Raw genomic sequence first — 21617 nt, 5'->3', positions numbered from 1 at the left:
GGCAGGCGGCGGAAAGCGTAAGTGTATCGCTCCGCGGAGGACAGCATGCAAGCGCCCGGCCTCCGGCCCGAGGAGTTCGGCCGGGCCCGGCCTCAGGCCTTCAGCGGCACGGCCGGATCCGCGACCGCCCCCTTGGCGGGCGACAGCCCGGCCTGCATGAGCTTGCGGGCCGTCATCTGGTCCACGGGCGAGTTGACCGACTCGATGGCCCGCAGCGTCTCGCCCTCGAAATGCAGCACCGAGAAGCCGTTGCCGCGCGCCGCCGGCCGCACCACGCTCTCGTACCCCGGGCGCCACAGGCCCGTGATCTGCAGGCGGGCCTCGCCCTGGTCCGACCAGAACCAGGGCACGGCCGTATAGGGCTGGGGATCGCCGCACAGCCTGGCGGCCAGAGTGCGCGCCTGGTCGTTGGCGTTCTGCACCGATTCCAGCCGCAGCGGCTGCGGCCAGGCCGGATGCGGGAAGGACGTGCAATCGCCGATGGCGGAAATGGCCGGATCGGCGGTGGCCAGGGTAGCATCGACGACGATGCCGTTGTCGCAGGCCAGGCCGGCTTCGCGCGCCAGCTCCACGTTGGGCGTCGCGCCTATGCCGGCGATGACGATGTCCGCGGGGACCACCGCGCCGCCCGAGACCACGCCCACCGCCCTGCCCTGCGCCATCTCCAGTCCGTCGACCGAACTGCCCAGGCGTATGTCCACGCCGGCGCCGCGATGCGTCTCCAGCAGGAAGGACGAGATCTCCGGCGACACCGATCGCGTCAGCAGGCGCGGCATGGATTCGAACACCGTCACTTCCTTGCCCAGGTGGCGGGCGGTGGCCGCGATCTCCAGTCCGATGAAGCCGCCGCCCAGCACCACCACCCGCTGGGCGCCGGGCAGCGCGTCGCGCAGGGCCCGGGCCTGGGCATAGGTGCGCAGATAATGCACGCCGGGCGTCCCGACGGGCGCCTGCGGCAATTCGCGCACGCACGCGCCCGTGGCCAGCACCAGGTGATCGTAGGCCAGGTCTTCCTGCCCCGCGGACGACGACAGCCGCAGGCGCTTGCCGGCCCGGTCAATGGCCACCGCGCGGGTGCCCAGCTTCAGCGTGATGCCCGCCTGCTCGTAGAAGGACGCGCCGCGCAGCTCGGGCAGCGGCGCCTCCGGATCCTTGATCAGGGTCTTGGAAAGCGGCGGCCGGTGATACGGGATCTCGGGCTCGTCGCTGACCAGGACGATGCCGCCGGGAAACTGCTTTTCCGCCAGCGAGGCGGCCAGTTGCGCGGCGGCGTGTCCGCCGCCCACGATAACGAGTCGGGTCATGGGGTGGTTACCTTGCGTCGGCGCGGGCCACGGGGCGGGACCAGCCCCCGGGCTCGCTGGTTTTCCATGAAGGCGTCGGAAGTGGCATCGACCATGGGCAGATTCTCGTGCAGGCGCCGCAGCAGGTCGATCAGCACGTCGACCTCGCCGGGCGCAAGCACCGACAGGAACGCCTGTTCGCGGTTGAGCGCGAACTTCATGATGCTGTCGTGCATCGCGCGTCCCTGCGGCGTGAAGGTGGCGTGGCGCAGCCGGCCGTCGTGGTCGTCGGAACTGAACGAGACCAGGCCCTGCGCGTGCATGCTCTTGAAGGTCCGGCTGACCGAGGCCTTGTCCATGCCGATGAGCTGGCACACGCGCTGCGCGGTGACCTTGCCTTCGATCGCCAGCATGACCATGATCCGCCAGGTCTCGATGCCTATGCCGTAGGTCTCGAGGTAGTGCTTGGACGCGCCGCGCGCCAGCTTGTTGGCGATGAAGGTGAAGTACGCGGGGGCGTAACGATCGAGATCGATGGCGGGGCCCTGCAGCGCGTCGGTGCGCGTCGGACGTTCTCGTTGTCTGGCGGTCATGCCTCGGGCACGGCTGGCGTGCGTGGATAAAGGGTTATTGGATCTCCGGCAGCGTGAACGACAGGCCGGCCAAATCGTCGGTCATTTTAACTTGGCAGCTCAGGCGGCTGTTGGGACGTCGCTCGTCCGCCGTGCACGCCAGCATTTCGTGCTCGGCGGGCTGCACGGGCGGCAACCGGGCCAGGGCCGCCTCCTCGGCATAGACATGGCAGGTCGCGCACATGCACGACCCGCCGCATTCGGCAAGAATGCCGGCCACGCCGGCCGACACCGCCGCCTGCATGATGCTGGTGCCGACGGGCACGTCCAGGGTGACGCGCAGCCCGCCGGGCTGGATCAGGTGAACTTCGGGCATACGTCCTTCCTTATGCGGCGTGGAGTTTCAAGGGCAGGCTCGCCAGCGCCCTGAGCGTGTTGTTCAGACGCCGGGTGGGCGGACCCAGCGGCTCGATGCGGCGCACCCGGCGGGCCAGCGTCGAGAGGATCAGTTCGCCTTCCAGCCTTGCCACGACCTGCCCCACGCAGCCGTGCAGGCCCGAGCCGAATGTCATGTGGCCGGTCGCCCGGCGCTCGATGTCGAACACGTCGGGGTTCTGCCACTGGCGTGGATCGCGGTTGGCCGAGGCCAGGAAGGTCAGCATCTTGGTATCGGAGCGGATGGGCACGCCCGCCAGCTCGCAATCGCGGCCGGCGGTCCGAAAGAAGGTCTGCACCGCCGCCTCGAAGCGCAGCGATTCCTCGAACGCCTGGCGCGCCAGCGCGGGATTGGCGTGCAGCTTGTCCCATTGGTCCGGATGGTTCGCCAGGCACCACAGCGCGTTGCCGATGCCGTTGACCGTGGTGTCGACGCCCGCCGACAGGAAGGAGCGCACCAGCATCGGCGCCTCGGTCTCGGTCAGTTCCCCGGTCTCGACCGCCTGGTAGATCTGGTCGCCGAAACCGCCTGGCCGCAGGTTCTGGCGCTGGCAGTTGGTCATGATCCAGTCCGTCAGCGGTTCGACCCGCTTGGCGGCGTTGATCAGCAACTGGTTGCGGGGACCGAAGGCGTTGAACACCATGTCGCCATAGGCCAGCAGGTTCTCCCGCCCGTCCTCGGTCAGGCCGACCGCGTCGGGGAAGACCTTCAGGGGATAGGCCTCGCCCAGTTCCTTGACGCCGTCTATGGTGCCTTGCTCCAGCAGCCGGTCGATCAGCGCCTCGGCCACCTCCTGGAACTGCGCTCGGATCTGCTGCACCGTCTTGGGCGACAGGATGCGGCCCAGCACCGTGCGCGAGCGGGTGTGCTGCGGCGGATCGGCCTCGAGGATCAGGCTGGGCGGACGGAACGGTTTTTCCGTGCGGAAATTGGCCAACCCGACGCCCGCCGACGAAATGAAGGTCTGCCAGTCGTTCAGCACGCCATGGACCTCGGCATGCCGCGCCACGGCCAGGATGCCGTACTTGGGAATGTGCACCACCGGGCCGGCATCGCGCATCCGGCGATGGTAGTCGTAGGGATCGGTCAGGAACGCGTCGCTGAACGGGTCGAAATCGACCACGGGGATATTGGCGGCTATATCGGTCATGTACGCCTCACGGGTAGGGTTCGGGGCATGGCCGTCACGCGACGGCCATGCCCAGGTAACGATCGAGAATGTCGTCGCGGGTGCGCAGTTGCGCGCAGTCTCCCTGGTGGACCACGCTGCCGCGCTCCAGGATGACGCCCTGGCGGGCGAAGGCCAGGACCTCCTGCACCTGCTGCTCGACGATCAGCATGGTGGGTCCGCCTTGGGCCGCCAGCCGGCGGAAGGCTTCCAGCAGTTCCTGGCAGATCACCGGTGCCAGCCCTTCCAGCGGTTCGTCCAGCAGGAGCAGGCGCGGACGCCCCAGCAGCGCGCGGGCCACCGACAGCATCTGCTGCTCGCCGCCCGACAACTGGTTGCCCCGATTGCGGCGGCGCTCGCGCAGGCGCGGGAAAAGCGCGTAGGCCTGGTCGAGGTCGCAGGCGGGAAAACGCTTCAGGCCCGCCACCAGGTTTTCCTCCACCGACAGGGAAGGAAAGATGTCGCGGGTCTGCGGGACATAGCCCAGCCCCAGGCCGGCGCGCTCGTCCGGCCGGCAGTGCGTGATGTCGCGCCCGTCGAACAGGATGCGCCCAGCCTTGACCTGGGCCAGGCCCATGATGGCCTTCAAGGTGGTGGACTTGCCCACGCCGTTGCGGCCCAGCAGCGCGGTCAGGCTGCCCGCCTCCACCGCCATGCCCAGGCCGTTCAGCACCGTAACGGGGCCGTAGCCCGCCACCACGCCCTGCAATTCCAGCAGGGAAGCGCCGCCCGGGTTCATGCCGTCGCTCCCAGGTAGGCCGCCCGCACCTCGGGATGGCGGCGGATCTCGTCCGGCGTGCCCTCGGCCATGATGCGCCCCTCGGCCAGCACGATGATGCGTTGCGCGAAGCTGAAGACCAGGTCCATGTCGTGTTCGATCATCAGGATGGAAAGGCTGTCGGGCAGGTCCTCCAGCGCCCGCAGCACGGTGCGCCCTTCCCCGCGCGGCACGCCGGCCATGGGCTCGTCCAGCATCAGGACCTCGGGCCGCAGCGCCAGCGCCAGGGCGATCTCCACCAGGCGCTGCTCGCCGTAGGCCAGGCCGCTGGGCATGCGGCCCGCCGCCGGTTCCAGGGACAATCGCTCCAGGATGGACCAGGCCTCGTCGCGGACCTCGCGGCAGGCGCTGAACGGGCGCCACCACCGGTGCGCCATGCCCAGGCGCGCATGGATGGCCATCTCGACCTGGTTCAGCACCGGCATGTGCGCGGGCAGCGTGGTGATCTGGAAGGTGCGGGCCAGGCCGCAGCCCACCCGCCGGGCCTGTGGCAGGTGCGTCAGGCGCCGGCCGGCCAGCAGGACCTCGCCGCCGCTGGGCTTGAGCGTGCCCGAGATCAGGTTGACCAGCGTGGTCTTGCCCGCGCCGTTGGGTCCGATCAGGGCCACGCGTTCGCCGCGCCCCAGGTCGAAGGACACCGAACGCGTCACGTGCAGGCCGCCGAAGGACTTGTCGAGCTTGCGTACGCTGAGCGTCATGCGGCCTCCCGCTTGCCGGCCCGCGCGCCGTTCGCCCATGGCCTGGGCACCGCCCGGAGCCAGGACGCGAGGGACTCGCGCGGCACGAGCACGATCACCATCAGCAGGCCGCCGATGACGAACAGCCAGTGGTAGGGATTGATTGACGAAGCGGTGTGATGCAGGACCATGAAGATCGCCGCGCCGATGAGCGCGCCGTACAGCCGCCCCGCCCCGCCCAGTATCAGCATGACGAGCGCCTCGGCCGACAGCGAGAAGCCGAAGCTGTCCAGCCCCACGATGCCGCTGATCTGCGCCGACACCGCGCCCGCCATGCCCGCGAACAGGCCCGCGACCACGTAGATCTTCCACAACTGGCGCCCCACCGGCGTGCCCAGCGCGGGCATGCGCGGCCGGCATTGGTGGATGCCCCGCACCGACAGGCCAAAAGGGGAATCGACGATGTGCCTGACGACGTAGTAGCTGCCGACCAGCACCGCCAGCGCGTACAGATAGGCGACCTTGCCTTCCAGGTCGAAAGGCGCGATGCCCAGCACCGGGTCGATGGCGAAGCCCGACAGCCCGTCATCGCCGCCGGTCCAGCCGCGCAGCTTGTTGGCCAGGCTGTGCAGGATCTGCGCCACGGCCACCGTCAGCATCAGGAAGGTGAAGCCCTGGTAGCGCAGGACCAGCAGGCCGGAGACGGCGGCCGTTGCCGCCCCGGCCGCCGCGCCCGCGGCCAGCCCCAGCAGCGGATCGGCGGTCCAGCGCAACGCGACGATGCCGGCCGCGTAGGCGCCCATGCCGAAGAAGGCCACGTGGCCCAGCGTGGCCAGCCCCGCGATGCCCACCACCAGGTCCAGCGACAGGACGAACAAGGCCATCACGGCGATGCGTGCCAGCAGCGGCCACTGGTCGGGCAGCAGCAGGCCGCACAGCCCGACGCCGGCGATGACGACGCAATGCCGCAGCGGCGACGACGGCGCCAGGGCCCGCTCGGTGTCCGTGCGATTCATGCGGCTCTCCTGAGCAGGCCCTGGGGCCGCGCCGACAGCACGAGGATCATGGCGACGAAGAAGAACAGGCTGCCGTATTCCGAGGCCAGATACTTGCTGGCGGTCTCGATCACGCCCAGCAGCAGCGCCGCGGCCAGCGTGCCGGCGATGCTGCCCATGCCGCCCACGGCCACGACCACCAGTACCAGGACGAGATACTTGAGGGCGTAATAGGGTTCGAGCGGCATCAGCTCCGCGCCCAGCACGCCCCCCAGCGCCGCCAGCCCGCAGCCGGCGGCGAAGGTCAATCCGCTGACCAGGCGTATGTTGATGCCCAGCGCGGCCGCCGCATGCTTGTTGTCGACCGCCGCCCGCAGCCACACGCCGAAGCGCGAGCGCGCCACCACCAGGCCGCACAGCAGCGCCACCGCGGCCCCCATGGCGATGACCAGCACGCGCTGCATGGGCAGCGTGCGCATGCCCAGGTCGACCGAGCCGGCCAGCCAGGGCGGCAGCGGGATCAGTTGCACCTGCGGCCCGAAGGCGAGATTGGTGGCGGCCACGAACACGAAGGCCAGGCCGATGGTGAACAGCACCTGGTCCAGTTCCGAGCGGCGGTACAGGCGCCGCAGGACGACGGCCTCGAGCACCGCCCCCAGCGCCGCCGTCAGCAGGACGGCGGCGGCGACGCCCACGGCATAGCCCCAGGATTGGGTGCGCACCAGCCAGGCGGCCAGATAGCCACCGGTCATCGCGAAGGCGCCATGGGCGAGATTGATGAAGCGCATCAGCCCCAGCGTGATGGACAGCCCCACGGAGATGATGAACAGCACCATGCCGTAGGAAATCCCGTCGATCAGGATGTTGGCGAGGATCTGCATGGCGGCGGCGCCTACTTCCTGAGTCCGAAGTCGGGCTGCGGCCCGAAGTTCTCGACTTCCCTGTTGACCAGTTGGCCGCCGCTGCGCTCGACCTTGCGCAAGTAGACGTTCTGGGTCACGTGGCGCGTGGCCGGGTCGATGGACACGGGCCCGCGCGGGCTTTCCCAGGACAGCTTGCGGGCCGCCGCGATCGCCGCCGCGCCGTCGCGCTTGCCGCCGGTGGACTCGACCATCTTCTGGATGACGGCCATGCCGTCCCAGGCGCCCACCGAGGCATAGTTCGCGACGGCATCCTTGCTCTGCCCGCGCAGCGCCTCGACGAACTTGCGGTTGGCCTCGGACTCGTGCGCGGCCGAGTAGTGGAATGCGGTGGTCAGGCCCAGCGCCGCGTCGCCGAACTTCTGCAGGTCGAACTCATCGGTCTCGGCCGAGCCCAGGAAATCGATGCCGGCCGCGCGCAGCCCGTTCTCGTTGTAGGCCTTGACGAACCCCAGGTTGGGCGGCCCGCCGGGCAGGAAGACATAGACGCCCTGCGCGCCGCTGGCCTTGATCCGCTGCACGAAAGGCGCGAAATCGGTGGTGCTGATGGGCATGCGGATGGACTCGACCACCGTGCCGCCAAGCTTGGCGAACTCGGCCTTGAAGGCCGTTTCGGCATCGACGCCGGGCGCGTAGTCCGTCACGGCCGTGACCATCTTGCGCTTGCCCTGTTTGTGGGCCCAACGCGCGGCGGGAACGGTCACCTGCCAGAGGGTGTACGAGGTACGGATGAAATAAGGCGACTTCTCGGTGATGTCGGACGTGGCGGCGTTGAAGATGACCGTGGGCGTCTTCGATTGCGTGATCAGCGGCGCCACCGACATCGCATTGGGCGTGAAGACGAAGCCGCCCAGGTAGTCGACCTTGTCCTTGACGATCAGCTCCTGCGCCAGCGCCCGCGTCCCGCTGGGATTGGGGCCGCCGTTGTCGCGATAAAGCACCTGTACCTCGTGGCCGCCGAACTTGCCGCCCTGGCTGGACAGGTAGGCCTCCACGCTGTCCTTGTAAAGCTTGCCGTAATGGGCGAACGGACCGGAGAACGGTCCGATGACGCCCACCTTGATCGTCGCCGCCTGCGCCTGGGCGGCACAGAACACGGCCGCGGCCGCGATGGCCCCGCTTATCAGCTTCCTCATGTCTCCTGCTCCTCGTCTCGTGGCGAATCTTCTTGTGCAGTGAGGGCGATTCTGTGGGAATAAAGTTGGTTAATCAACTAGTTGATTACCCTAACATTCAATCATGAAAAAGCCCCTCGCTCCAGAACGGAACGAGGGGCCTGAACGTGACAGCGGCGGCCCGGTTTCCCGGGCGCCGGGACTACTTGCGCACGGCGGCGATGATGCCGTCGAGCTGTTCGAGCATCTGGTCGATCTCGTCGGTGGTCACATTCAGCGCGGGCATGAAGCGCAGCAGATTGCCGCGCGGCGCGTTCAGCAGCAGGCCGTTGGGTTCGAGCGTGCGGGCACGCTCGACGATGGCGGGGCCGTCTTCGCGGTCCATGATCAGCGCGCGCAGAAGGCCGTTGCCGCGTTCGCCGGGCATGCCCCACTTGGCGGCCAGCTTCACCAGTTCCCGCGACAGGTACTGCCCGCGCTCGCGCACGCCTTCCATGAAGCCCGGAGCGGCCAGCGCGTCGAACACCGCCACGCCGATCGCCGTCATGAGCGGGTTGCCGTTGTAGGTGCCGCCCTGGTCGCCGTGCTTGAACACGCAGACCTCTTCACGCGCCAGCATCGCGGCCAGCGGCGCGCCGCCGCCTATGCCCTTGCCCAGCGTCATGATGTCGGGCCGCACGCCGGCCTGCTCGTAGGCGAACATCGTGCCGGTACGGCCCATGCCGGTCTGCACTTCGTCCACGATCAGCAACAGCTTGCGGGCGTCGGCCAGCTTGCGCAGGTTCTGCATGAACTCGGCGGTAGCGGGAATGACGCCGCCCTCGCCCTGCACCGGCTCCAGCATGATGGCCACGGTCTGGTCGTCGACCAGCGCTTCGACCGAGGCCAGGTCGTTCAGCTCCGCCTTGGGAAACCCGTCGACCTGGGGCGCGAAGATCGTGCTCCAGCCCGGCTTGCCCGAGGCGGACATGGTCGCCAGCGTGCGGCCATGGAAGCTGTGGTTGAAGGTGATGATCTTGAAAGCGCCCTGCTTGTGGACCTGGCCCCACTTGCGCGCGAGCTTGATCGCGCCTTCGTTGGCTTCGGCGCCGCTATTGGCGAAGAACACGCGGTCGAAGCACGAGGCCTCGGTCAGGCGCGTGGCCAGCTCGATCGACGGCAGGTTGTAGAAGGCCGGCGACGGGTTCAGCAGCAGGCCTGCCTGCGCCTGCACCGCCTTGACGATTTCCGGCGGGCAGTGCCCCAGGCAGTTGACCGCCCAGCCCTGGATGAAATCGAGGTATCGCTTGCCTGCATGGTCCTCCAGCCACGACCCCTGCCCTCGGACGAACACGAGGTCCGGGCGCTGCGTGATCTCCATGAGGGCGTTGACGTTGAACTGGCCGAATTCCATGACTCAAACTCCTTGCGTGCCCGGGGGCGGAAAATGGAAAACCCGCCGACGCGGCGGGTCGATAAACATTACACCGTGTTGCGGGCGATGTCTGCCTCGGACGTGAAAGAGTCCGCATAAAACTCGTCATCGGGCAGCCCGCACTGTTGTACAAAATCCCTATGCGCCGACTCCACCACGATGGGCGCCCCGCAGGCGTACACCTGGTGGCCGGAAAGATCGGGCAGGTCGGCCATGACGGCCTGGTGCACGAAGCCCGTGCGGCCGGTCCAGGCGTCATCGGGCAGCGCGTCCGACACCACGGGCACGTAGCGGAAATCGGGGCGGGCGCGGGCCCATTCCCGGGCGGCCTCGTCCATGTACAGGTCGCGCGGTCGCCGTCCGCCCCAGTACAGGTGGACCGGGCGGCGCATGTCCTTGTGGACCATGTGCTCGACCATGGCCCGGATGGGCGCGAAGCCGGTGCCGCTGGCCACCATCACGATGGGCTTGTGGCTGTCCTCGCGCAGGAAGAACGAACCGAACGGCCCCTCGAAGCGCAGGATGTCGCGTTCCTTCAACTGGGTCGCGCCCGCGCCGAACACATGATCGGTGAAGGCGCCGCCGGGCAGGTGGCGGATGTGCAGCACCAGTCCGCCTTCCTCGTGCGGCGCGTTGGCCATGGAGTACGAACGGCGCCGCCCGTCCTTCATGATGATCTCGACGTATTGTCCGGCGTTGAAGCGCAACTGCTCGGTGGCCGGCAATTGCAGGCGGACGATGCGCACGTCGGGCGCCGCCTCGGCCAGGCCCTGGACCCGGCAGGGCATCTTGCGGATGGGGATGTCGGCGATACCCTGGACTTCGCGCGCCTCGATGGTGAGATCGGTCAGCGGCCGCGCCACGCAGAACAGGGTCAGGCCCAGCCCGGCCTCTTCGGGCGTCAGCGTCTGGGCCTGGTGGGGGCCGAGCTCGATCTCACCCGCGACCAGCTTGCCCTTGCACGACGAACATGCCCCATTCTTGCAGCTATAGGGCAACATTACGCCTGCCTGCAGCGCCGCATCGAGCACGGTCTGGCCATGTTCGACCGTGAACCGATGACCACTGGGCAGAACGGTGACCTGATGACTCATCACCTGGATCCTATGAAAACGATGGAAATACGATGAATATCCCGCAGCCCGCGCATGCCCGGCGCCTGGGCCGCCCGCGCCTGTTGATCGTCGGCTGCGGCGACACGGGCATGCACGTCCTGGAGCGGCTGGCGGGCCGCAGACGGGTGTTCGCGCTGACGTCCAGTCCGCAGCGGCTGCCCGAGCTGCGCGCCGCGGGCGCCATTCCGCTGCTGGGCGACCTGGACTGTCCGCGGCAACTGGCCCGCCTGCGCGGCTTGGCCGCCGACGTCCTGATGCTGGCCCCTCCGCACGGGCAGGGCGAAGGCGATCCGCGCTCTCGCAGGCTGGCCGCCGTCCTGCGGCGGCCGGCCGCGATGGGCCCCGGCCCACGGCAGATCCGGCACGCCGCCATTGTAGCCAAACCGGGCCGCGGCGCCCTGGCCCGGACGGCCAGGCCGGTCAGGGTGGTCTATGCCAGCACGACCGGCGTCTATGGCGACGCCCGGGGCCGCAGGCTGTCCGAGACGGCTCCCGTGCGCCCCGCATCGCCCCGAGGCCGGCGCCGGGTGGCGGCCGAGGCCGCCTGGCGGGCTCCCGGCCCGGCGCGCGCCCGCCAGGCGCGCCTGGGCCTGGCCCCCTGGCGCGCCGTCGTGCTGCGCATCCCGGGCATCTACGGCCGCGACCGGCTGCCGCTGGAACGGCTGCGCACCGGCCTGCCACGCCTGGCGCCCGGCGAGGACGTCTACACCAACCACATTGAAATCGGCGATCTCGCCCGCGCCCTGGAAGCCGCGCTGTATCGCGGCCGCCCGCAGCGCATCGTCCATGCCGCCGACGGCCAGGACCTGAAGATGGGCGACTACTTCGACGCCGTCGCCGACGCCGCCCGCCTGCCGCGCCCGCCCAGCCTGCCGGCGGCGCAGGTCCGCGCCGCGGTCAGCCCGGCGATGTGGTCCTTCATGCAGGAATCCCGGCGCCTGGACAACCGCCGCCTGGTGGACGAACTACGCGTGCGCCTGCGCCACCCCACCGTGCGGCATGCCCTGGATGAGTGGTTCGCCGCAGGACGGCCTACTCCCACACGATACGTACCGCCAGGAACAGGAAAATAAGGCCCGCCAGCCGGTCCAGCCACACGCCCACCTGCGGCCGGCGCCTGAGCAACTGCCCCAGCAGGCCGGCGAACCAGGCGATCAGGCAGAACACCACCGCCGCCTGGATCATGAAGATCACCCCCAGCCACAGCATCTGCCAGTCGGGATGCCCGACCCAGGGATTGACGAACTGGGGCAGGAAGACCACGAAGAACAGCGTGACCTTGGGGTTCAGCATGTTGGCCAGCACGCTCTGGCCGAAGATGCGCGCGAACCCGAGCGGCGGCGGGCCGCCCGTGGGCGAGAAGCCGCCCCGGCTGCGCAGCACCTGCACCGCCAGCCACATCAGGTAGGCGGCGCCGGCCAGGCGGATCGCGTCGAACGCCATGGGCGACGCCTTGAGCAGCGCCGCCACGCCCAGCACGGCCAGGGTGGTGTGGAACAAACAACCCGAGGCGAAGCCCAGCGCGGCGGCGATGCCGGCGGCGCGGCCCTGGCCGAGGGAACGAGCAAGTACCTGGAGATTGTCCGGGCCGGGCGCGATGGTCACGCCCACCGACAGGGAAAGGAAGAGCAGCAGATCGGCCTGCATCGGCGCACCGGCAGGCTCAGGACTTCCGGATCACTTCTTTGATGCGGTTGTTCTCGTCGACCAGCACCACGATGGGCTTGTGCTCGGCCGCTTCCGCGTCCGTCATGGGGCCGTAGGTGCAGATGATCATCAGGTCGCCCACGTGGGCGCGCCGCGCGGCCGCGCCGTTCAGCGAGATTTCGCCGCTGCCGCGCTTGCCCTTGATGATGTAGGTGGAGAAGCGCTCGCCGTTGTTGATGTTGTAGAGCTCGATCTTCTCGTACTCTTTCATGCCGGCGGCATCGAGGAAATCTTCGTCGATTCCGCACGAGCCTTCATAGTTCAGATCGGCCTGAGTCACCGCGACACGGTGAATCTTGGCGCGAAGCATGATGCGTTGCATAACTCGGGTGTCCTAGGAAGCGGCCGCAAACGGCCAGGTGCGTTTATACCCGATCCCGGCCGGACCGGTCCGGCGCCGCTTCCTGCGGCAAGGGCGCCCGGAGGCGCCGTTGCCGGTCGGACCGACTGCGTGGCGTCAGACCGACCGCAGGTAGCCGGGCTCCACCGCCTGGATGGGCGCGAAGCTTTCGCGCGTGGCGATGAACTCCGGCCGCGGATTCAGGCCGTACCTGGGGGGGTTCAGGGTATTTTCCACGCTGTTATACACCATGAACACATTGGATCGCGGATAGGGCGAGATGTTGCTGTTCGATCCATGCATGGTGTTGCAGTCGAAAAACACGACCGAGCCGGCGGGTGCCGTCAGCACGTCGATGCCACCCTGGTCCACCAGCAGTTGCAGGCTGACGGGATCGGGCACGCCGTACTCCTGCTTCTTCAGCGACTGCTTGTAGTGGTCCTGCGGGGTCTCGCCCACGCACGAGACGAACTGCCGGTGCGAGCCGGGCACCACCATCAGCGGCCCGTTGCTGGCGTCGTTGTCGGTCAGCAGCACCGAGCAGCTCAGCGCCCGCATGGCGGGCATGCCGTCCTCCACGTGCCAGGTTTCGAAGTCCGAGTGCCAGTAGAACTCCTTGCCCTTGAAGCCCGGCTTCATGTTGGCGCGCGACTGATGGATGTAAACGTCGGAACCCAGAATCTGTTTGGCGATGTTGGCCAGTCGCATGTCCTGCGACATGCGGCCGAGCAACTTGCTCAGCTTGTGGACCATGAACACCGACCGGACGACGTCGGTGCCCTTTTCGGTGATGGCCTCCTCGCGGCGGCGGATGGCGGGATCGCGCACCAGCCGCTCGACCTCGCGCTTCAGGGCCTGCGTTTCCTGCGAGGAGAAGAAGTTCTTCAGCAGGATGTAGCCGTTGCGCTCGTAGGCGCCCAGTTGTTCGGCATCCAGGCCGGAGCCCGGCTCCATCTTGGCGCTGCCGTATACCACGGGGTCGCGCCGCTGCACGATGCCGGCTGCGCGGTCGGCGCGCGAGGAATAGATATCGCGTGCGGGAGTAATCATGGTTGCCCTCCTTTCTCATGGGAGGCCGCCCCGCCCGCCGGCGGGCGCGGCCCTTGCCGCGGCCTGGCCGTCAGGCGACCTTCGCTTCGTCCAGGGGGTAGACGCCCTCGGCGTCGTGCACTTCCTGGCCGGTCAGCGGCGGATTGAAGACGCAGATGACGCGCAGCGGCTCCTTGCCGCCACGCAGGTAATGCTCGTCGTTCTCGTTGAGCGCGTAGACCACGCCCGGACCGAGCTTGTAGACCTTGCCGTCGGCGACGGTCTCGATCTCGCCGTCGCCCTCGATGCACCAGACGGCTTCCACGTGGTTCTTGTACCAGATATGGGTCTCGGTGCCGGGATGGATGATGGTCTCGTGGAACGAGAATCCCATGCCGTCTTTCTTCAGCAGCACGCGGCGGCTGGTCCAGGTCGGCGTGGACACTTCGTTCTCGGTGCCTACGATGTCCTTGATGTCGCGTACGATCATCGTCCCTTTCCTCCAAATTTCAATACACGGGCATTCGATTGCTTCTGGGCCAGTTGCTCGGCGGCCACGACCTCGGCCACCGCGCGGTCCAGCACTTCCAGCGCCTGCCGGAGCTGGCCTTCCTCGATGGTCAGCGCGGGCAGCAGCTTGAGCACTTCGTCGTTCGCGCCGGAGGTCTCGATGACCACTCCGCCCTTGAACGCCTGGGCCGCGATCTTGTTGGCCAGTCCCGGTACGCCGCTGACCAGGCCCTGGATCAGGCCGCGGCCGCGCACCGACAGGTCCGCCTCGGGGTGGCTGTGGACCATGTTCTCCAGCCAGTCGCGCACCAGCGTCTCCTTGGCCTGGATCTCGCGGGTGAAGGCGCCGTCGCTCCAGTAGTGCTCCAGCGCCTGCTGCGCGGTCACGAAGGCCAGGTTGTTGCCGCGGAAGGTGCCGTTGTGTTCGCCCGGCTTCCAGATGTCCAGCTCGGGCTTGATCAGCACCATGGCCATGGGCAGGCCGAAGCCGCTCAGGGACTTCGACAGCGTGACGATGTCCGGCTGGATGCCGGCCGACTCGAAGCTGAAGAAGGTACCGGTGCGGCCGCAGCCGACCTGGATGTCGTCGACGATGAGCAGCATGTCGTGGCGGCGGCACAGGCGTTGCAGCTCCTGCAGCCAGCGCAGCGTGGCCACGTTCACGCCGCCCTCGCCCTGCACGGTTTCGACGATCACCGCGGCCGGGGTGTCCATGCCGCTGCTGCGGTCTTCCAGCATGCGCTCGAAGTACGCCATGGTATCCACGTCCGGACCGAAGTAGCCGTCGTACGGGATGAAGGTGGTGTTGCCCAGGCTCACGCCGGCGGCTTCGCGGTACTTGGCGTTGGCCGTGGCCGACAGCGACCCGGCGCTCACGCCGTGGAAACCGTGGGTGAAGGAGACGATGTTCGGGCGCTGCTTGACGCGGCGGGCCAGCTTGAGCGCGGCTTCCACGGCATTGGTGCCGGTCGGGCCGGTGAACTGCAGCGTGTACTTCATGCCGCGCGGCTTCAGGATCAGCCGCTCGAACGCTTCCAGGAAATCCTTCTTGGCAGACGTGGCCATGTCCAGGCCGTGCACCACGCCGTCCGCCTGGACATAGTCCAGCAGAGGCTGTTTCAGCACGGGATTGTTGTGGCCGTAGTTCAGCGTGCCGGCGCCGGCAAACAGGTCGATGTACTGCCTGCCCTCTTCGTCGAACAGCAACGAGCCCTTGGCCTTGCTGAAAACGACCGGAAACGAGCGTATGTAGCCGCGGACTTCCGATTCGAGGCGGTCGAAGATCTTGAGATCCATGGTTTTTCCCTCCTGTTTTGCTTCTAGAAGCGTGAAAGACGTATAGGCGGACCCGGACGAACCGGGACGGATACGAGGGGCATCCGGCCTTTACCTAGAACGGGCCGATGCGCAGCAGCCGTTCGTCCTCGTGCTCGGCCTGGCCGAACAGTTCGGGCGGAAACATGGGCTGCTCCACGCACTGGGCGCCGCGATCCTGCGCCAGCGCCGCGAACATGCGCCGCGACGGCTGATTGGATGGAGATACGGTGGTTTCGATGCTGTGTACGGGCTGTGGCAGCGACCTGGCCAGCAGGTGCTCGAGCATGCGTTGGCCCAGGCGGTGGCCGCGTGCCATGGGATGGACCGCAACCTGCCAGACGAACAACACGTTGGATTGCTTGGGCGGGAGGTAGGCAGAAACAAACCCTGCCAATTGCCCTTGCCGGGTGGCCACTACGCAGGTATCGCGAAAGTGCCGGCACAGAAGAAGGTAGGCGTAGGTGGAATTGACATCCAGCGGCGGCGATTCCTGTATGAGTCGCTGGATGTCCGCGGCATCTTCGATTTCAGGGGGCCGGAGATCGAAATTCTCCAGTGCCGGATTGAAGACCGCGGGTTGGATGAGCGTATCGTCGATCGCTTTCAGACTCCGACCCTCCTATGTTTCGTACGCCGCCGCCCTGCGGCGACGCACTGTGTTGATGGCTCCGGGATCAAACCGCCAGGCCTGACTCCGGAGACGTGTCCGATGCATTGATGTCCAGGATGGGCGAGGTGTCCGAGCCCGGGCTTTCCATCAGGCTGACGATGCGCTCGAGCGAGAGCGTGATCGTGGCCTGTTCCAGTTCCGGCAGCGCGCCCAGGGCGTCGGCCAGCGTTTTCTGCAGCGGCGAAGGCGCCTGGCTGGCCACCTCGCGGCCGGCATCGGTGGCCGATACCAGGACCGTCCGGCGGTCTTCCCGGCTGCGTTCCCGCTTGACCCAGCCCTTTTCCTCCAGCCGGTCGAGGATGCCGACGACCGTGCTCGGACTGACCGAGATTTCACGGCTGATGGCGGTGGCCGTGAGCGGCCCCGACTCGATTACGGCCAGGAGACAGACCAGTTGCGGCGCGGTGATGTGGCTGCAGGCTGCCAGCTGCTTGGAATGCAGCGCGATGTTGCGCGTGATGCGGCGCAAGGCCCGCAGGATGCGCAGGTTGTAGTTGACGCCCGTATCCGCAGCCGAGCCGATGTGGTCCATGTCCAGGAAATCAAAAGTGCGTAGTGAAAAAAAATCACTGCCCACAAATCAATGTAGAGCAATGATTTCAACTCAAATCATTCTAGTCAGAAGGACCGGGCATGTCAACCCTGTGGCCCCTGGATTTCGATGTCAACGGCTCCGAAATTACCCTTATCCGCGTCGATTCCGCTGACATCCCGCTGAAACATGCAAAACCGGCGTTCAGCCTTGCGCTACGCGCTTTCCGGTCAGTTCCGCAGGGTCGAAACTGTCCACCTCGACGACGTCGGCGACGGCGCGCTCCAGGTCTTCGAACATCGAAGCCTGGGCCGCATCCACCTTGCCGGCACGCACGCCTTCGCGCCAGTCGCGGATGCCGGCGTGGCGCAGGCCATCCAGGACCGGAGCGGCCCGCGCTGCCAACTCGAAGGCCTGCGCCAGCCGGTCCAGCGCCTCGCCCGGACGCGGACGGGCAAGGCCCGGCAACAGGCGGTCGCGCGCGGGCGACGGCTCCAGCAGCCGCTCGGCGCAGGCCAGGGTCACCGCGTCGGCCGGACCGCGCCGGCGCACGCCGCGGGGCAGGCAGACCACCCGCAGCAGCCCCGCGGCCGCCCGCGCGGGCAGGTTGGCCAGCACCGCGTCCAGGCTCGCCTCGATGGCGGCCAGGCCGCTTTCCATGCACCACTGCACCAGCGGCAGGTCGTCGGGTTGCCGCCCTTCGTCGTGCCAGCGCTTGAGGACGGCGGACAGCAGGTACAGTTCGGCCAGGATGTCTCCCAGCCGCGCCGACAGCATCTCCTTGCGCTTGAGCGCTCCGCCCAGCGTCGCCAGCGTGACGTCGGCCACCAGCGCGAACGCCGAGGCATAGCGGCCCAGCGCGCGGTAGTACGGGGCCACCGGACCGGCCGAGCGCGGCGCCGGCGCGAACCGGCCGCCGGTCCAGGCCCGGCCGAAGGCGCGCAGTGCGTTGGCCACCGAATGGCCGGCATGGCGCCAGAAGGTGCGGTCGAATTCCTCCAGGCCGCGCGCCGGATCGCTGTCGGCCAGCGCCGCCATCTCGCGCATCAGGAACGGATGCGCCCGGATGGCCCCCTGGCCGAAGACGATCAGGCACCGGGTCAGGATATTGGCGCCTTCGACCGTGATGCCGATGGGAATGGCGCGGTAGACGTTGGACAGGTAGTTGCGCGGGCCGTCGATCACCGCCTTGCCCGCGTGGATGTCCATCGCGTCGTTCACCGCGATGCGCATGCGCTCGGTGGCGTGGTATTTCATGATGGCCGAGATCACGGCGGGCTTGTGGCCCGCGTCCAGCGCGGCGCAGGTCAGGCGGCGCGCGGCATCCACCTGATAGGCCAGCGCCGCCAGGCGGCCGAGCTTTTCCTGCACGCCCTCGAACTTGCCGATCGGAATGCCGAACTGCTGGCGCACCCGCGCATAGGCGCCGCTGGTGTGCGCCGAGAACACGCACGAGGCCGCCGCCAGCGAAGGCAGGGAAATGCCCCGTCCCGCCGCCAGCGCCGTCATCAGCATCTGCCAGCCCTGCCCCACCCGCTCGGCGCCGCCGATGACGGACTCCATCGGGATGAACACGTCCTTGCCCTGGTTGGGGCCGTTCTGGAACACCTGCATCGACGGCAGGTGGCGCCGGCCGATCTCCACCCCCGGCGTGTCGGTGGGCACCAGCGCGACGGTGATGCCGATGTCCTCGCGGTCTCCCAGCAGCCGATCGGGGTCGCGCAGCTTGAAGGCCAGCCCGAGCACGGTCGCGACCGGCCCCAGGGTGATGTAGCGCTTGTGCCAGGTCAGCCGCATGCCCAGCACCTCGCGCCCCTGCCACGTCCCCTTGCAGACCACGCCATGGTCCACCATGGAAGCGGCGTCCGATCCCGCCTCGGGGCTGGTCAGCCCGAAGCACGGAATGTCGCGGCCATCCGCCAGCCGCGGCAGCCAGCGCTCGCGCTGGGCGTCGGTGCCGAAATGCAGCAGCAACTCGCCCGGGCCCAGGGAGTTGGGCACCATGACCGTGACCGCCGCGGTCAGCGACCGGGTCGAGATCCGCCGCACGACCTCGGAATGCGCGTAGGCCGAGAACCCCAGTCCGCCGTACTTGCGCGGAATGATCATGCCGAAGAACTTGCGCGCCTTCAGGAAGGCCCAGATGTCGGGAGGCAGATCGTGCAGTTCCCAGTTGACCCGCCAGTCGTCGACCATGGCGCACAGCTCGGCCACCGGCCCGTCCAGGAAGGCACGCTCTTCATCGCTGAGCCTGGCCGGGGGCATGTCCAGCAGACGGCGCCACTCGGGATTGCCGGTGAACAGGTCGGCATCCCACCACACGTCCCCCGCCTCGATCGCCTCGCGCTCGGTGTCCGACATGGTCGGCAGCGCCTTCGCGGCCCAGCGGAACAAAGGCTTGGACAGCCATTCGCGGCGCCATGAGGATGCGGCCATCGGGGAGTCTCCTTGTCGACTATCTACCTCATATAGTAAGCCGGCCGGGAGACGGGACCAGGGCCGCGCGCGGCCTGACGGGCATGGTCTGGTTAAATGGAGGCTGCTTCTTCCTCACCCGTTCCCATGCATCCTCCCCGCCTGGCCTTCGTCGACCTGGAAACCACGGGCACGACGCCGCGCAGCGACCGCATCACCGAGATCGGCATCGTCCAGGTGGATGCCGACGGCATGCGCGAATGGAGCAGCCTGGTCCACCCCGGCCGCCCCATCCCTCCCGCCATCCAGTCGTTGACCGGCATCACGGATGCGATGGTGGCCGGCGCCCCGCCGTTCGAGGCCCTGGCCGACGACATCGCCCGGCGCCTGGACGGCTACCTGTTCATCGCCCACAACGCGCGCTTCGACCACGGCTTCCTGCGCGAGGAATTCGACCGCCTGGAGCGGCCCTTCCGGCCCGACGTCCTGTGCACCGTCCGCCTGTCGCGCAAGCTCTATCCGCAGTACCGCAGCCACAGCCTGGATGCGGTCATCGCCCGCCACGGCCTGCAGGTGCACGCCCGCCACCGCGCGCTGGACGACGCGCGCCTGCTGTGGCACTTCTGGCGCGACATCCACCGCGAGTTTCCGGCCGGGCGGATAAGCGAACTCGTCGACGCGCTGGCCGGGCGCGTGCCCTGGCCCGAGTATCTGGATCCGGCGCTGCCCCGCCTGCTGCCCGATACCCCTGGCGTCTATGTCTTGCGTGACGTGAACAAGCAGGCGCTGTATGTCGGCCGGGCCGCCAGGCTGCGCGACAAGGTGCTGTCCCACTTCCAGCCCGGCGGCTGGAAATCGGCCAAGGCGCGGCGCCTGGCCGAACAGGTGCGGAACATCGAGTGGCTGGAGACGGGCGGCGCGATCGGCGCCCTGCTGCACGAGAACCGGCTGCTGCGGACCCTGGCGCCGCTGCACAACCGGCGCGCGCGTTCGCCGGCCCTGGCCGGCGACACGCACTGGCCCTACGAGGGCCCGGTGGGGATACGCGAGGCCCGCGTCATCCACGTCGTCGAACGCTGGCAGTTCCTGGGCAGCGCGACCGACGACCAGGCCTTGTACGACCTGCTCGACGGCGGCCGCGCCGAATACGACCATGAGGTCCACCGCATCCTGCGCGATCGGTTGGCGCAGGTCCCGCTGCTGAAACTGGACCGCGGCCGCGCTCCCTGAAGGTGCGCCCGGCTATTTCCCGCCGGGCCCCGCGACGTCGATGCCGCTGCCCGACAGCTTGTTCGACCGGGGCGCGCGGCCCAGGTCGTCGGCGGAGGTGTTCCGGTCGTTCTGCCGGGCCATCTGCTCGCGCTTGAGATCGGTCTCCGTAGCCTGCGGCTCCGGTTTTCGGGCGGGCCGGGCGACCGGCCCGGATGGCTTGCTGGACGAAGGTTTCATAAATGCTCCGGACGGCTTATCGTTGATCCGATCCACCCAGCGGTGGACCTTCACCGATCAGCACGAGACGTGCCCGACCACGACCGCCAGGAGAACGAGATGCCCCCGTCCGCGCCCATGAATCGCCGCATCGTCATGGCCAGGCGCCCCGCCGGGACGCCGGCGCCCGAGGATTTCCGCCTGGACACCCAGCCCGTGCCCAGTCCGGCGGACGGCCAGGTGCTGCTGCGCACGCTTTACCTGTCGCTCGACCCCTACATGCGCGGCCGCATGAGCGACGCCGCCTCGTATGCGAAGCCGCTGGAGGTCGGCGACGTCATGCTGGGCGGCACGGTGTGCCGCGTGGCCGAATCGCGCCATCCGGACTTCGCCGCCGGCGACCTGGTCCTGGCCGCCAGCGGCTGGCAGGACTACGCGCTATCGTCCGGCAAGGGGCTCACCCGCCTGCCGCCGGACCTCGCCCACCCATCCTGGTCCCTGGGCGTGCTGGGCATGCCCGGCTTCACCGCCTACGTGGGCCTGATGCAGATCGGCACGCCCAAGGCGGGCGAAACGGTGGCCGTCGCCGCCGCGACCGGGGCCGTCGGGTCGGTCGTGGGGCAGCTCGCTCGGCTGCACGGCTGCCGCGTGGTGGGCATCGCCGGCGGACCGGACAAGTGCGACCATGCCATCCGCGAACTGGGCTTCGACGCCTGCGTGGACCATCGAGCGGCCAACCTGGCCCAGCGGCTGGCGGCGGCCAGCCCCAACGGCATCGACGTCTATTTCGAGAGCGTGGGCGGCGCCGTGTTCGATGCCGTGCTGCCGCTGCTCAACCGCCATGCCCGCATCCCGCTGTGCGGCCTGATCTCGCAATACAACGCCGTGCCGGGCGTGGAAGCCCCCGACCGCCTGCCCATGCTGATGCGCCTGGCGCTGACCAAGAGCCTGCGCATCCAGGGTTTCATCGTTTCCGACTGGTACGGCCCGCTCTACCGGGAGTTCTCGCGCCAGATGGCGGCCTGGATCGCCGACGGGCGCATCAAGTACCGGGAAGACGTGGTGGAGGGTCTGGAAAACGCCCCCGCCGCCTTCATGGGCCTGCTGGACGGGCGCAATTTCGGCAAGCTGGTGGTGCGGGTCGCCCACTAGGCGAAGCGCGGCGTGCTACCCTAGGGGCGTCATCGAACAATTAC

At 68.3% G+C, this 21617-nt stretch carries 23 protein-coding genes; 3 read left to right on the top strand and 20 right to left on the bottom strand.

The window, feature by feature from the left end; all coding sequences use genetic code 11:
• Positions 1 to 92 precede the first annotated feature (92 nt).
• From EGT29_RS07260 to EGT29_RS07210, 11 genes are all read right to left on the bottom strand, one after another.
• Positions 93 to 1304 carry an NAD(P)/FAD-dependent oxidoreductase gene (locus tag EGT29_RS07260; protein WP_124688389.1) on the bottom strand — a complete coding sequence of 404 codons (1212 nt, stop codon included), beginning with the start codon at positions 1302 to 1304 and terminating at the stop codon, positions 93 to 95.
• Positions 1301 to 1876: a MarR family winged helix-turn-helix transcriptional regulator gene (locus tag EGT29_RS07255; RefSeq protein ID WP_124688388.1), complete on the bottom strand. Its 576-nt coding sequence runs from the start codon at positions 1874 to 1876 to the stop codon at positions 1301 to 1303. Before EGT29_RS07255 ends, EGT29_RS07260 begins: the two co-directional genes overlap by 4 nt.
• Before the next feature lie 34 nt (positions 1877 to 1910).
• Entirely contained in the window at positions 1911 to 2231 is a 321-nt protein-coding gene (locus tag EGT29_RS07250) for a 2Fe-2S iron-sulfur cluster-binding protein (protein ID WP_124688387.1), read from the bottom strand.
• Between the two features lie 10 nt (positions 2232 to 2241).
• The gene (locus EGT29_RS07245; RefSeq protein ID WP_124688386.1) at positions 2242 to 3441 is read right to left on the bottom strand and encodes a cytochrome P450; all 1200 of its coding nucleotides are present in this window, start codon (positions 3439 to 3441) and stop codon (positions 2242 to 2244) included.
• Between the two features lie 34 nt (positions 3442 to 3475).
• Positions 3476 to 4198, bottom strand: coding sequence for an ABC transporter ATP-binding protein (locus tag EGT29_RS07240; RefSeq protein ID WP_124688385.1), 723 nt, complete (start codon positions 4196 to 4198; stop codon positions 3476 to 3478).
• A complete protein-coding gene (locus EGT29_RS07235; protein ID WP_124688384.1) occupies positions 4195 to 4935 on the bottom strand; it encodes an ABC transporter ATP-binding protein in 741 nt (246 codons plus the stop codon). The genes EGT29_RS07240 and EGT29_RS07235 overlap by 4 nt, the downstream gene beginning before the upstream one ends.
• Positions 4932 to 5930 carry a branched-chain amino acid ABC transporter permease gene (locus EGT29_RS07230; protein WP_124688383.1) on the bottom strand — a complete coding sequence of 333 codons (999 nt, stop codon included), beginning with the start codon at positions 5928 to 5930 and terminating at the stop codon, positions 4932 to 4934. The genes EGT29_RS07235 and EGT29_RS07230 overlap by 4 nt, the downstream gene beginning before the upstream one ends.
• A complete protein-coding gene (locus EGT29_RS07225; protein ID WP_124688382.1) occupies positions 5927 to 6790 on the bottom strand; it encodes a branched-chain amino acid ABC transporter permease in 864 nt (287 codons plus the stop codon). Before EGT29_RS07225 ends, EGT29_RS07230 begins: the two co-directional genes overlap by 4 nt.
• 11 nt (positions 6791 to 6801) lie before the next feature.
• Positions 6802 to 7965 carry an ABC transporter substrate-binding protein gene (locus EGT29_RS07220; protein ID WP_124688381.1) on the bottom strand — a complete coding sequence of 388 codons (1164 nt, stop codon included), beginning with the start codon at positions 7963 to 7965 and terminating at the stop codon, positions 6802 to 6804.
• A gap of 181 nt (positions 7966 to 8146) precedes the next feature.
• A complete protein-coding gene (locus EGT29_RS07215; protein ID WP_124688380.1) occupies positions 8147 to 9337 on the bottom strand; it encodes an acetylornithine transaminase in 1191 nt (396 codons plus the stop codon).
• A 68-nt stretch (positions 9338 to 9405) separates the two neighbouring features.
• Positions 9406 to 10452 (bottom strand): CDP-6-deoxy-delta-3,4-glucoseen reductase, encoded by a 1047-nt coding sequence (locus EGT29_RS07210; protein ID WP_124688379.1) that lies wholly within the window; start codon positions 10450 to 10452, stop codon positions 9406 to 9408.
• A gap of 32 nt (positions 10453 to 10484) precedes the next feature.
• On the opposite strand from EGT29_RS07210, the gene EGT29_RS07205 reads away from it, so the two are divergent.
• Entirely contained in the window at positions 10485 to 11546 is a 1062-nt protein-coding gene (locus tag EGT29_RS07205) for an SDR family NAD(P)-dependent oxidoreductase (protein WP_238160317.1), read from the top strand.
• Here EGT29_RS07205 and EGT29_RS07200 read toward each other — a convergent pair.
• The 8 genes from EGT29_RS07200 to EGT29_RS07165 all read right to left on the bottom strand — a co-directional run bounded on the left by EGT29_RS07200 (position 11506) and on the right by EGT29_RS07165 (position 19014).
• Positions 11506 to 12120 (bottom strand): LysE family translocator, encoded by a 615-nt coding sequence (locus tag EGT29_RS07200; protein WP_124688378.1) that lies wholly within the window; start codon positions 12118 to 12120, stop codon positions 11506 to 11508. The two genes, EGT29_RS07205 and EGT29_RS07200, sit on opposite strands and share 41 nt — an antisense overlap.
• 16 nt (positions 12121 to 12136) lie before the next feature.
• Positions 12137 to 12502: an aspartate 1-decarboxylase gene (gene panD / locus EGT29_RS07195; protein ID WP_124688377.1), complete on the bottom strand. Its 366-nt coding sequence runs from the start codon at positions 12500 to 12502 to the stop codon at positions 12137 to 12139.
• A 135-nt stretch (positions 12503 to 12637) separates the two neighbouring features.
• Complete coding sequence (thpD, locus tag EGT29_RS07190; RefSeq protein ID WP_124688376.1) at positions 12638 to 13570, bottom strand: ectoine hydroxylase; 933 nt, start codon at positions 13568 to 13570, stop codon at positions 12638 to 12640.
• Between the two features lie 70 nt (positions 13571 to 13640).
• Positions 13641 to 14039, bottom strand: coding sequence for an ectoine synthase (locus EGT29_RS07185; RefSeq protein WP_124688375.1), 399 nt, complete (start codon positions 14037 to 14039; stop codon positions 13641 to 13643).
• A complete protein-coding gene (gene ectB / locus EGT29_RS07180) occupies positions 14036 to 15355 on the bottom strand; it encodes a diaminobutyrate--2-oxoglutarate transaminase (RefSeq protein ID WP_124688374.1) in 1320 nt (439 codons plus the stop codon). Before ectB ends, EGT29_RS07185 begins: the two co-directional genes overlap by 4 nt.
• A gap of 94 nt (positions 15356 to 15449) precedes the next feature.
• Complete coding sequence (gene ectA / locus EGT29_RS07175; RefSeq protein WP_124688373.1) at positions 15450 to 15983, bottom strand: diaminobutyrate acetyltransferase; 534 nt, start codon at positions 15981 to 15983, stop codon at positions 15450 to 15452.
• Between the two features lie 67 nt (positions 15984 to 16050).
• Entirely contained in the window at positions 16051 to 16578 is a 528-nt protein-coding gene (locus EGT29_RS07170; protein ID WP_124688372.1) for a MarR family winged helix-turn-helix transcriptional regulator, read from the bottom strand.
• 204 nt (positions 16579 to 16782) lie between these two features.
• Positions 16783 to 19014 (bottom strand): acyl-CoA dehydrogenase, encoded by a 2232-nt coding sequence (locus EGT29_RS07165; protein WP_124688371.1) that lies wholly within the window; start codon positions 19012 to 19014, stop codon positions 16783 to 16785.
• A gap of 126 nt (positions 19015 to 19140) precedes the next feature.
• On the opposite strand from EGT29_RS07165, the gene EGT29_RS07160 reads away from it, so the two are divergent.
• Positions 19141 to 20223 carry an exonuclease domain-containing protein gene (locus tag EGT29_RS07160; protein WP_124688370.1) on the top strand — a complete coding sequence of 361 codons (1083 nt, stop codon included), beginning with the start codon at positions 19141 to 19143 and terminating at the stop codon, positions 20221 to 20223.
• A 12-nt stretch (positions 20224 to 20235) separates the two neighbouring features.
• Here the strand turns inward: EGT29_RS07160 and EGT29_RS07155 are convergent, their stop codons facing one another.
• Positions 20236 to 20442 carry a hypothetical protein gene (locus EGT29_RS07155; protein WP_124688369.1) on the bottom strand — a complete coding sequence of 69 codons (207 nt, stop codon included), beginning with the start codon at positions 20440 to 20442 and terminating at the stop codon, positions 20236 to 20238.
• 99 nt (positions 20443 to 20541) lie between these two features.
• On the opposite strand from EGT29_RS07155, the gene EGT29_RS07150 reads away from it, so the two are divergent.
• Entirely contained in the window at positions 20542 to 21573 is a 1032-nt protein-coding gene (locus EGT29_RS07150) for an NADP-dependent oxidoreductase (protein WP_124688368.1), read from the top strand.
• The last annotated feature ends 44 nt before the right edge of the window (positions 21574 to 21617 follow it).

This window comes from Pigmentiphaga sp. H8, from assembly GCF_003854895.1.
In the GTDB taxonomy this organism is placed as follows: domain Bacteria; phylum Pseudomonadota; class Gammaproteobacteria; order Burkholderiales; family Burkholderiaceae_B; genus Pigmentiphaga.
Note: the sequence above shows the minus strand (reverse complement) of the source record. Positions and strands in the feature narration are given on the sequence as shown.

Bases quoted from the DNA above. Each gene is read 5' to 3' on its own strand.
- EGT29_RS07260 (WP_124688389.1), bottom strand. From the start codon at position 1,304: ATGACCCGACTCGTTATCGTGGGCGGCGGACACGCCGCCGCGCAACTG.
- EGT29_RS07255 (WP_124688388.1), bottom strand. From the start codon at position 1,876: ATGACCGCCAGACAACGAGAACGTCCGACGCGCACCGACGCGCTGCAG.
- EGT29_RS07250 (WP_124688387.1), bottom strand. From the start codon at position 2,231: ATGCCCGAAGTTCACCTGATCCAGCCCGGCGGGCTGCGCGTCACCCTG.
- EGT29_RS07245 (WP_124688386.1), bottom strand. From the start codon at position 3,441: ATGACCGATATAGCCGCCAATATCCCCGTGGTCGATTTCGACCCGTTC.
- EGT29_RS07240 (WP_124688385.1), bottom strand. From the start codon at position 4,198: ATGAACCCGGGCGGCGCTTCCCTGCTGGAATTGCAGGGCGTGGTGGCG.
- EGT29_RS07235 (WP_124688384.1), bottom strand. From the start codon at position 4,935: ATGACGCTCAGCGTACGCAAGCTCGACAAGTCCTTCGGCGGCCTGCAC.
- EGT29_RS07230 (WP_124688383.1), bottom strand. From the start codon at position 5,930: ATGAATCGCACGGACACCGAGCGGGCCCTGGCGCCGTCGTCGCCGCTG.
- EGT29_RS07225 (WP_124688382.1), bottom strand. From the start codon at position 6,790: ATGCAGATCCTCGCCAACATCCTGATCGACGGGATTTCCTACGGCATG.
- EGT29_RS07220 (WP_124688381.1), bottom strand. From the start codon at position 7,965: ATGAGGAAGCTGATAAGCGGGGCCATCGCGGCCGCGGCCGTGTTCTGT.
- EGT29_RS07215 (WP_124688380.1), bottom strand. From the start codon at position 9,337: ATGGAATTCGGCCAGTTCAACGTCAACGCCCTCATGGAGATCACGCAG.
- EGT29_RS07210 (WP_124688379.1), bottom strand. From the start codon at position 10,452: ATGAGTCATCAGGTCACCGTTCTGCCCAGTGGTCATCGGTTCACGGTC.
- EGT29_RS07205 (WP_238160317.1), top strand. From the start codon at position 10,485: ATGAATATCCCGCAGCCCGCGCATGCCCGGCGCCTGGGCCGCCCGCGC.
- EGT29_RS07200 (WP_124688378.1), bottom strand. From the start codon at position 12,120: ATGCAGGCCGATCTGCTGCTCTTCCTTTCCCTGTCGGTGGGCGTGACC.
- panD (WP_124688377.1), bottom strand. From the start codon at position 12,502: ATGCAACGCATCATGCTTCGCGCCAAGATTCACCGTGTCGCGGTGACT.
- thpD (WP_124688376.1), bottom strand. From the start codon at position 13,570: ATGATTACTCCCGCACGCGATATCTATTCCTCGCGCGCCGACCGCGCA.
- EGT29_RS07185 (WP_124688375.1), bottom strand. From the start codon at position 14,039: ATGATCGTACGCGACATCAAGGACATCGTAGGCACCGAGAACGAAGTG.
- ectB (WP_124688374.1), bottom strand. From the start codon at position 15,355: ATGGATCTCAAGATCTTCGACCGCCTCGAATCGGAAGTCCGCGGCTAC.
- EGT29_RS07170 (WP_124688372.1), bottom strand. From the start codon at position 16,578: ATGGACCACATCGGCTCGGCTGCGGATACGGGCGTCAACTACAACCTG.
- EGT29_RS07165 (WP_124688371.1), bottom strand. From the start codon at position 19,014: ATGGCCGCATCCTCATGGCGCCGCGAATGGCTGTCCAAGCCTTTGTTC.
- EGT29_RS07160 (WP_124688370.1), top strand. From the start codon at position 19,141: ATGCATCCTCCCCGCCTGGCCTTCGTCGACCTGGAAACCACGGGCACG.
- EGT29_RS07155 (WP_124688369.1), bottom strand. From the start codon at position 20,442: ATGAAACCTTCGTCCAGCAAGCCATCCGGGCCGGTCGCCCGGCCCGCC.
- EGT29_RS07150 (WP_124688368.1), top strand. From the start codon at position 20,542: ATGCCCCCGTCCGCGCCCATGAATCGCCGCATCGTCATGGCCAGGCGC.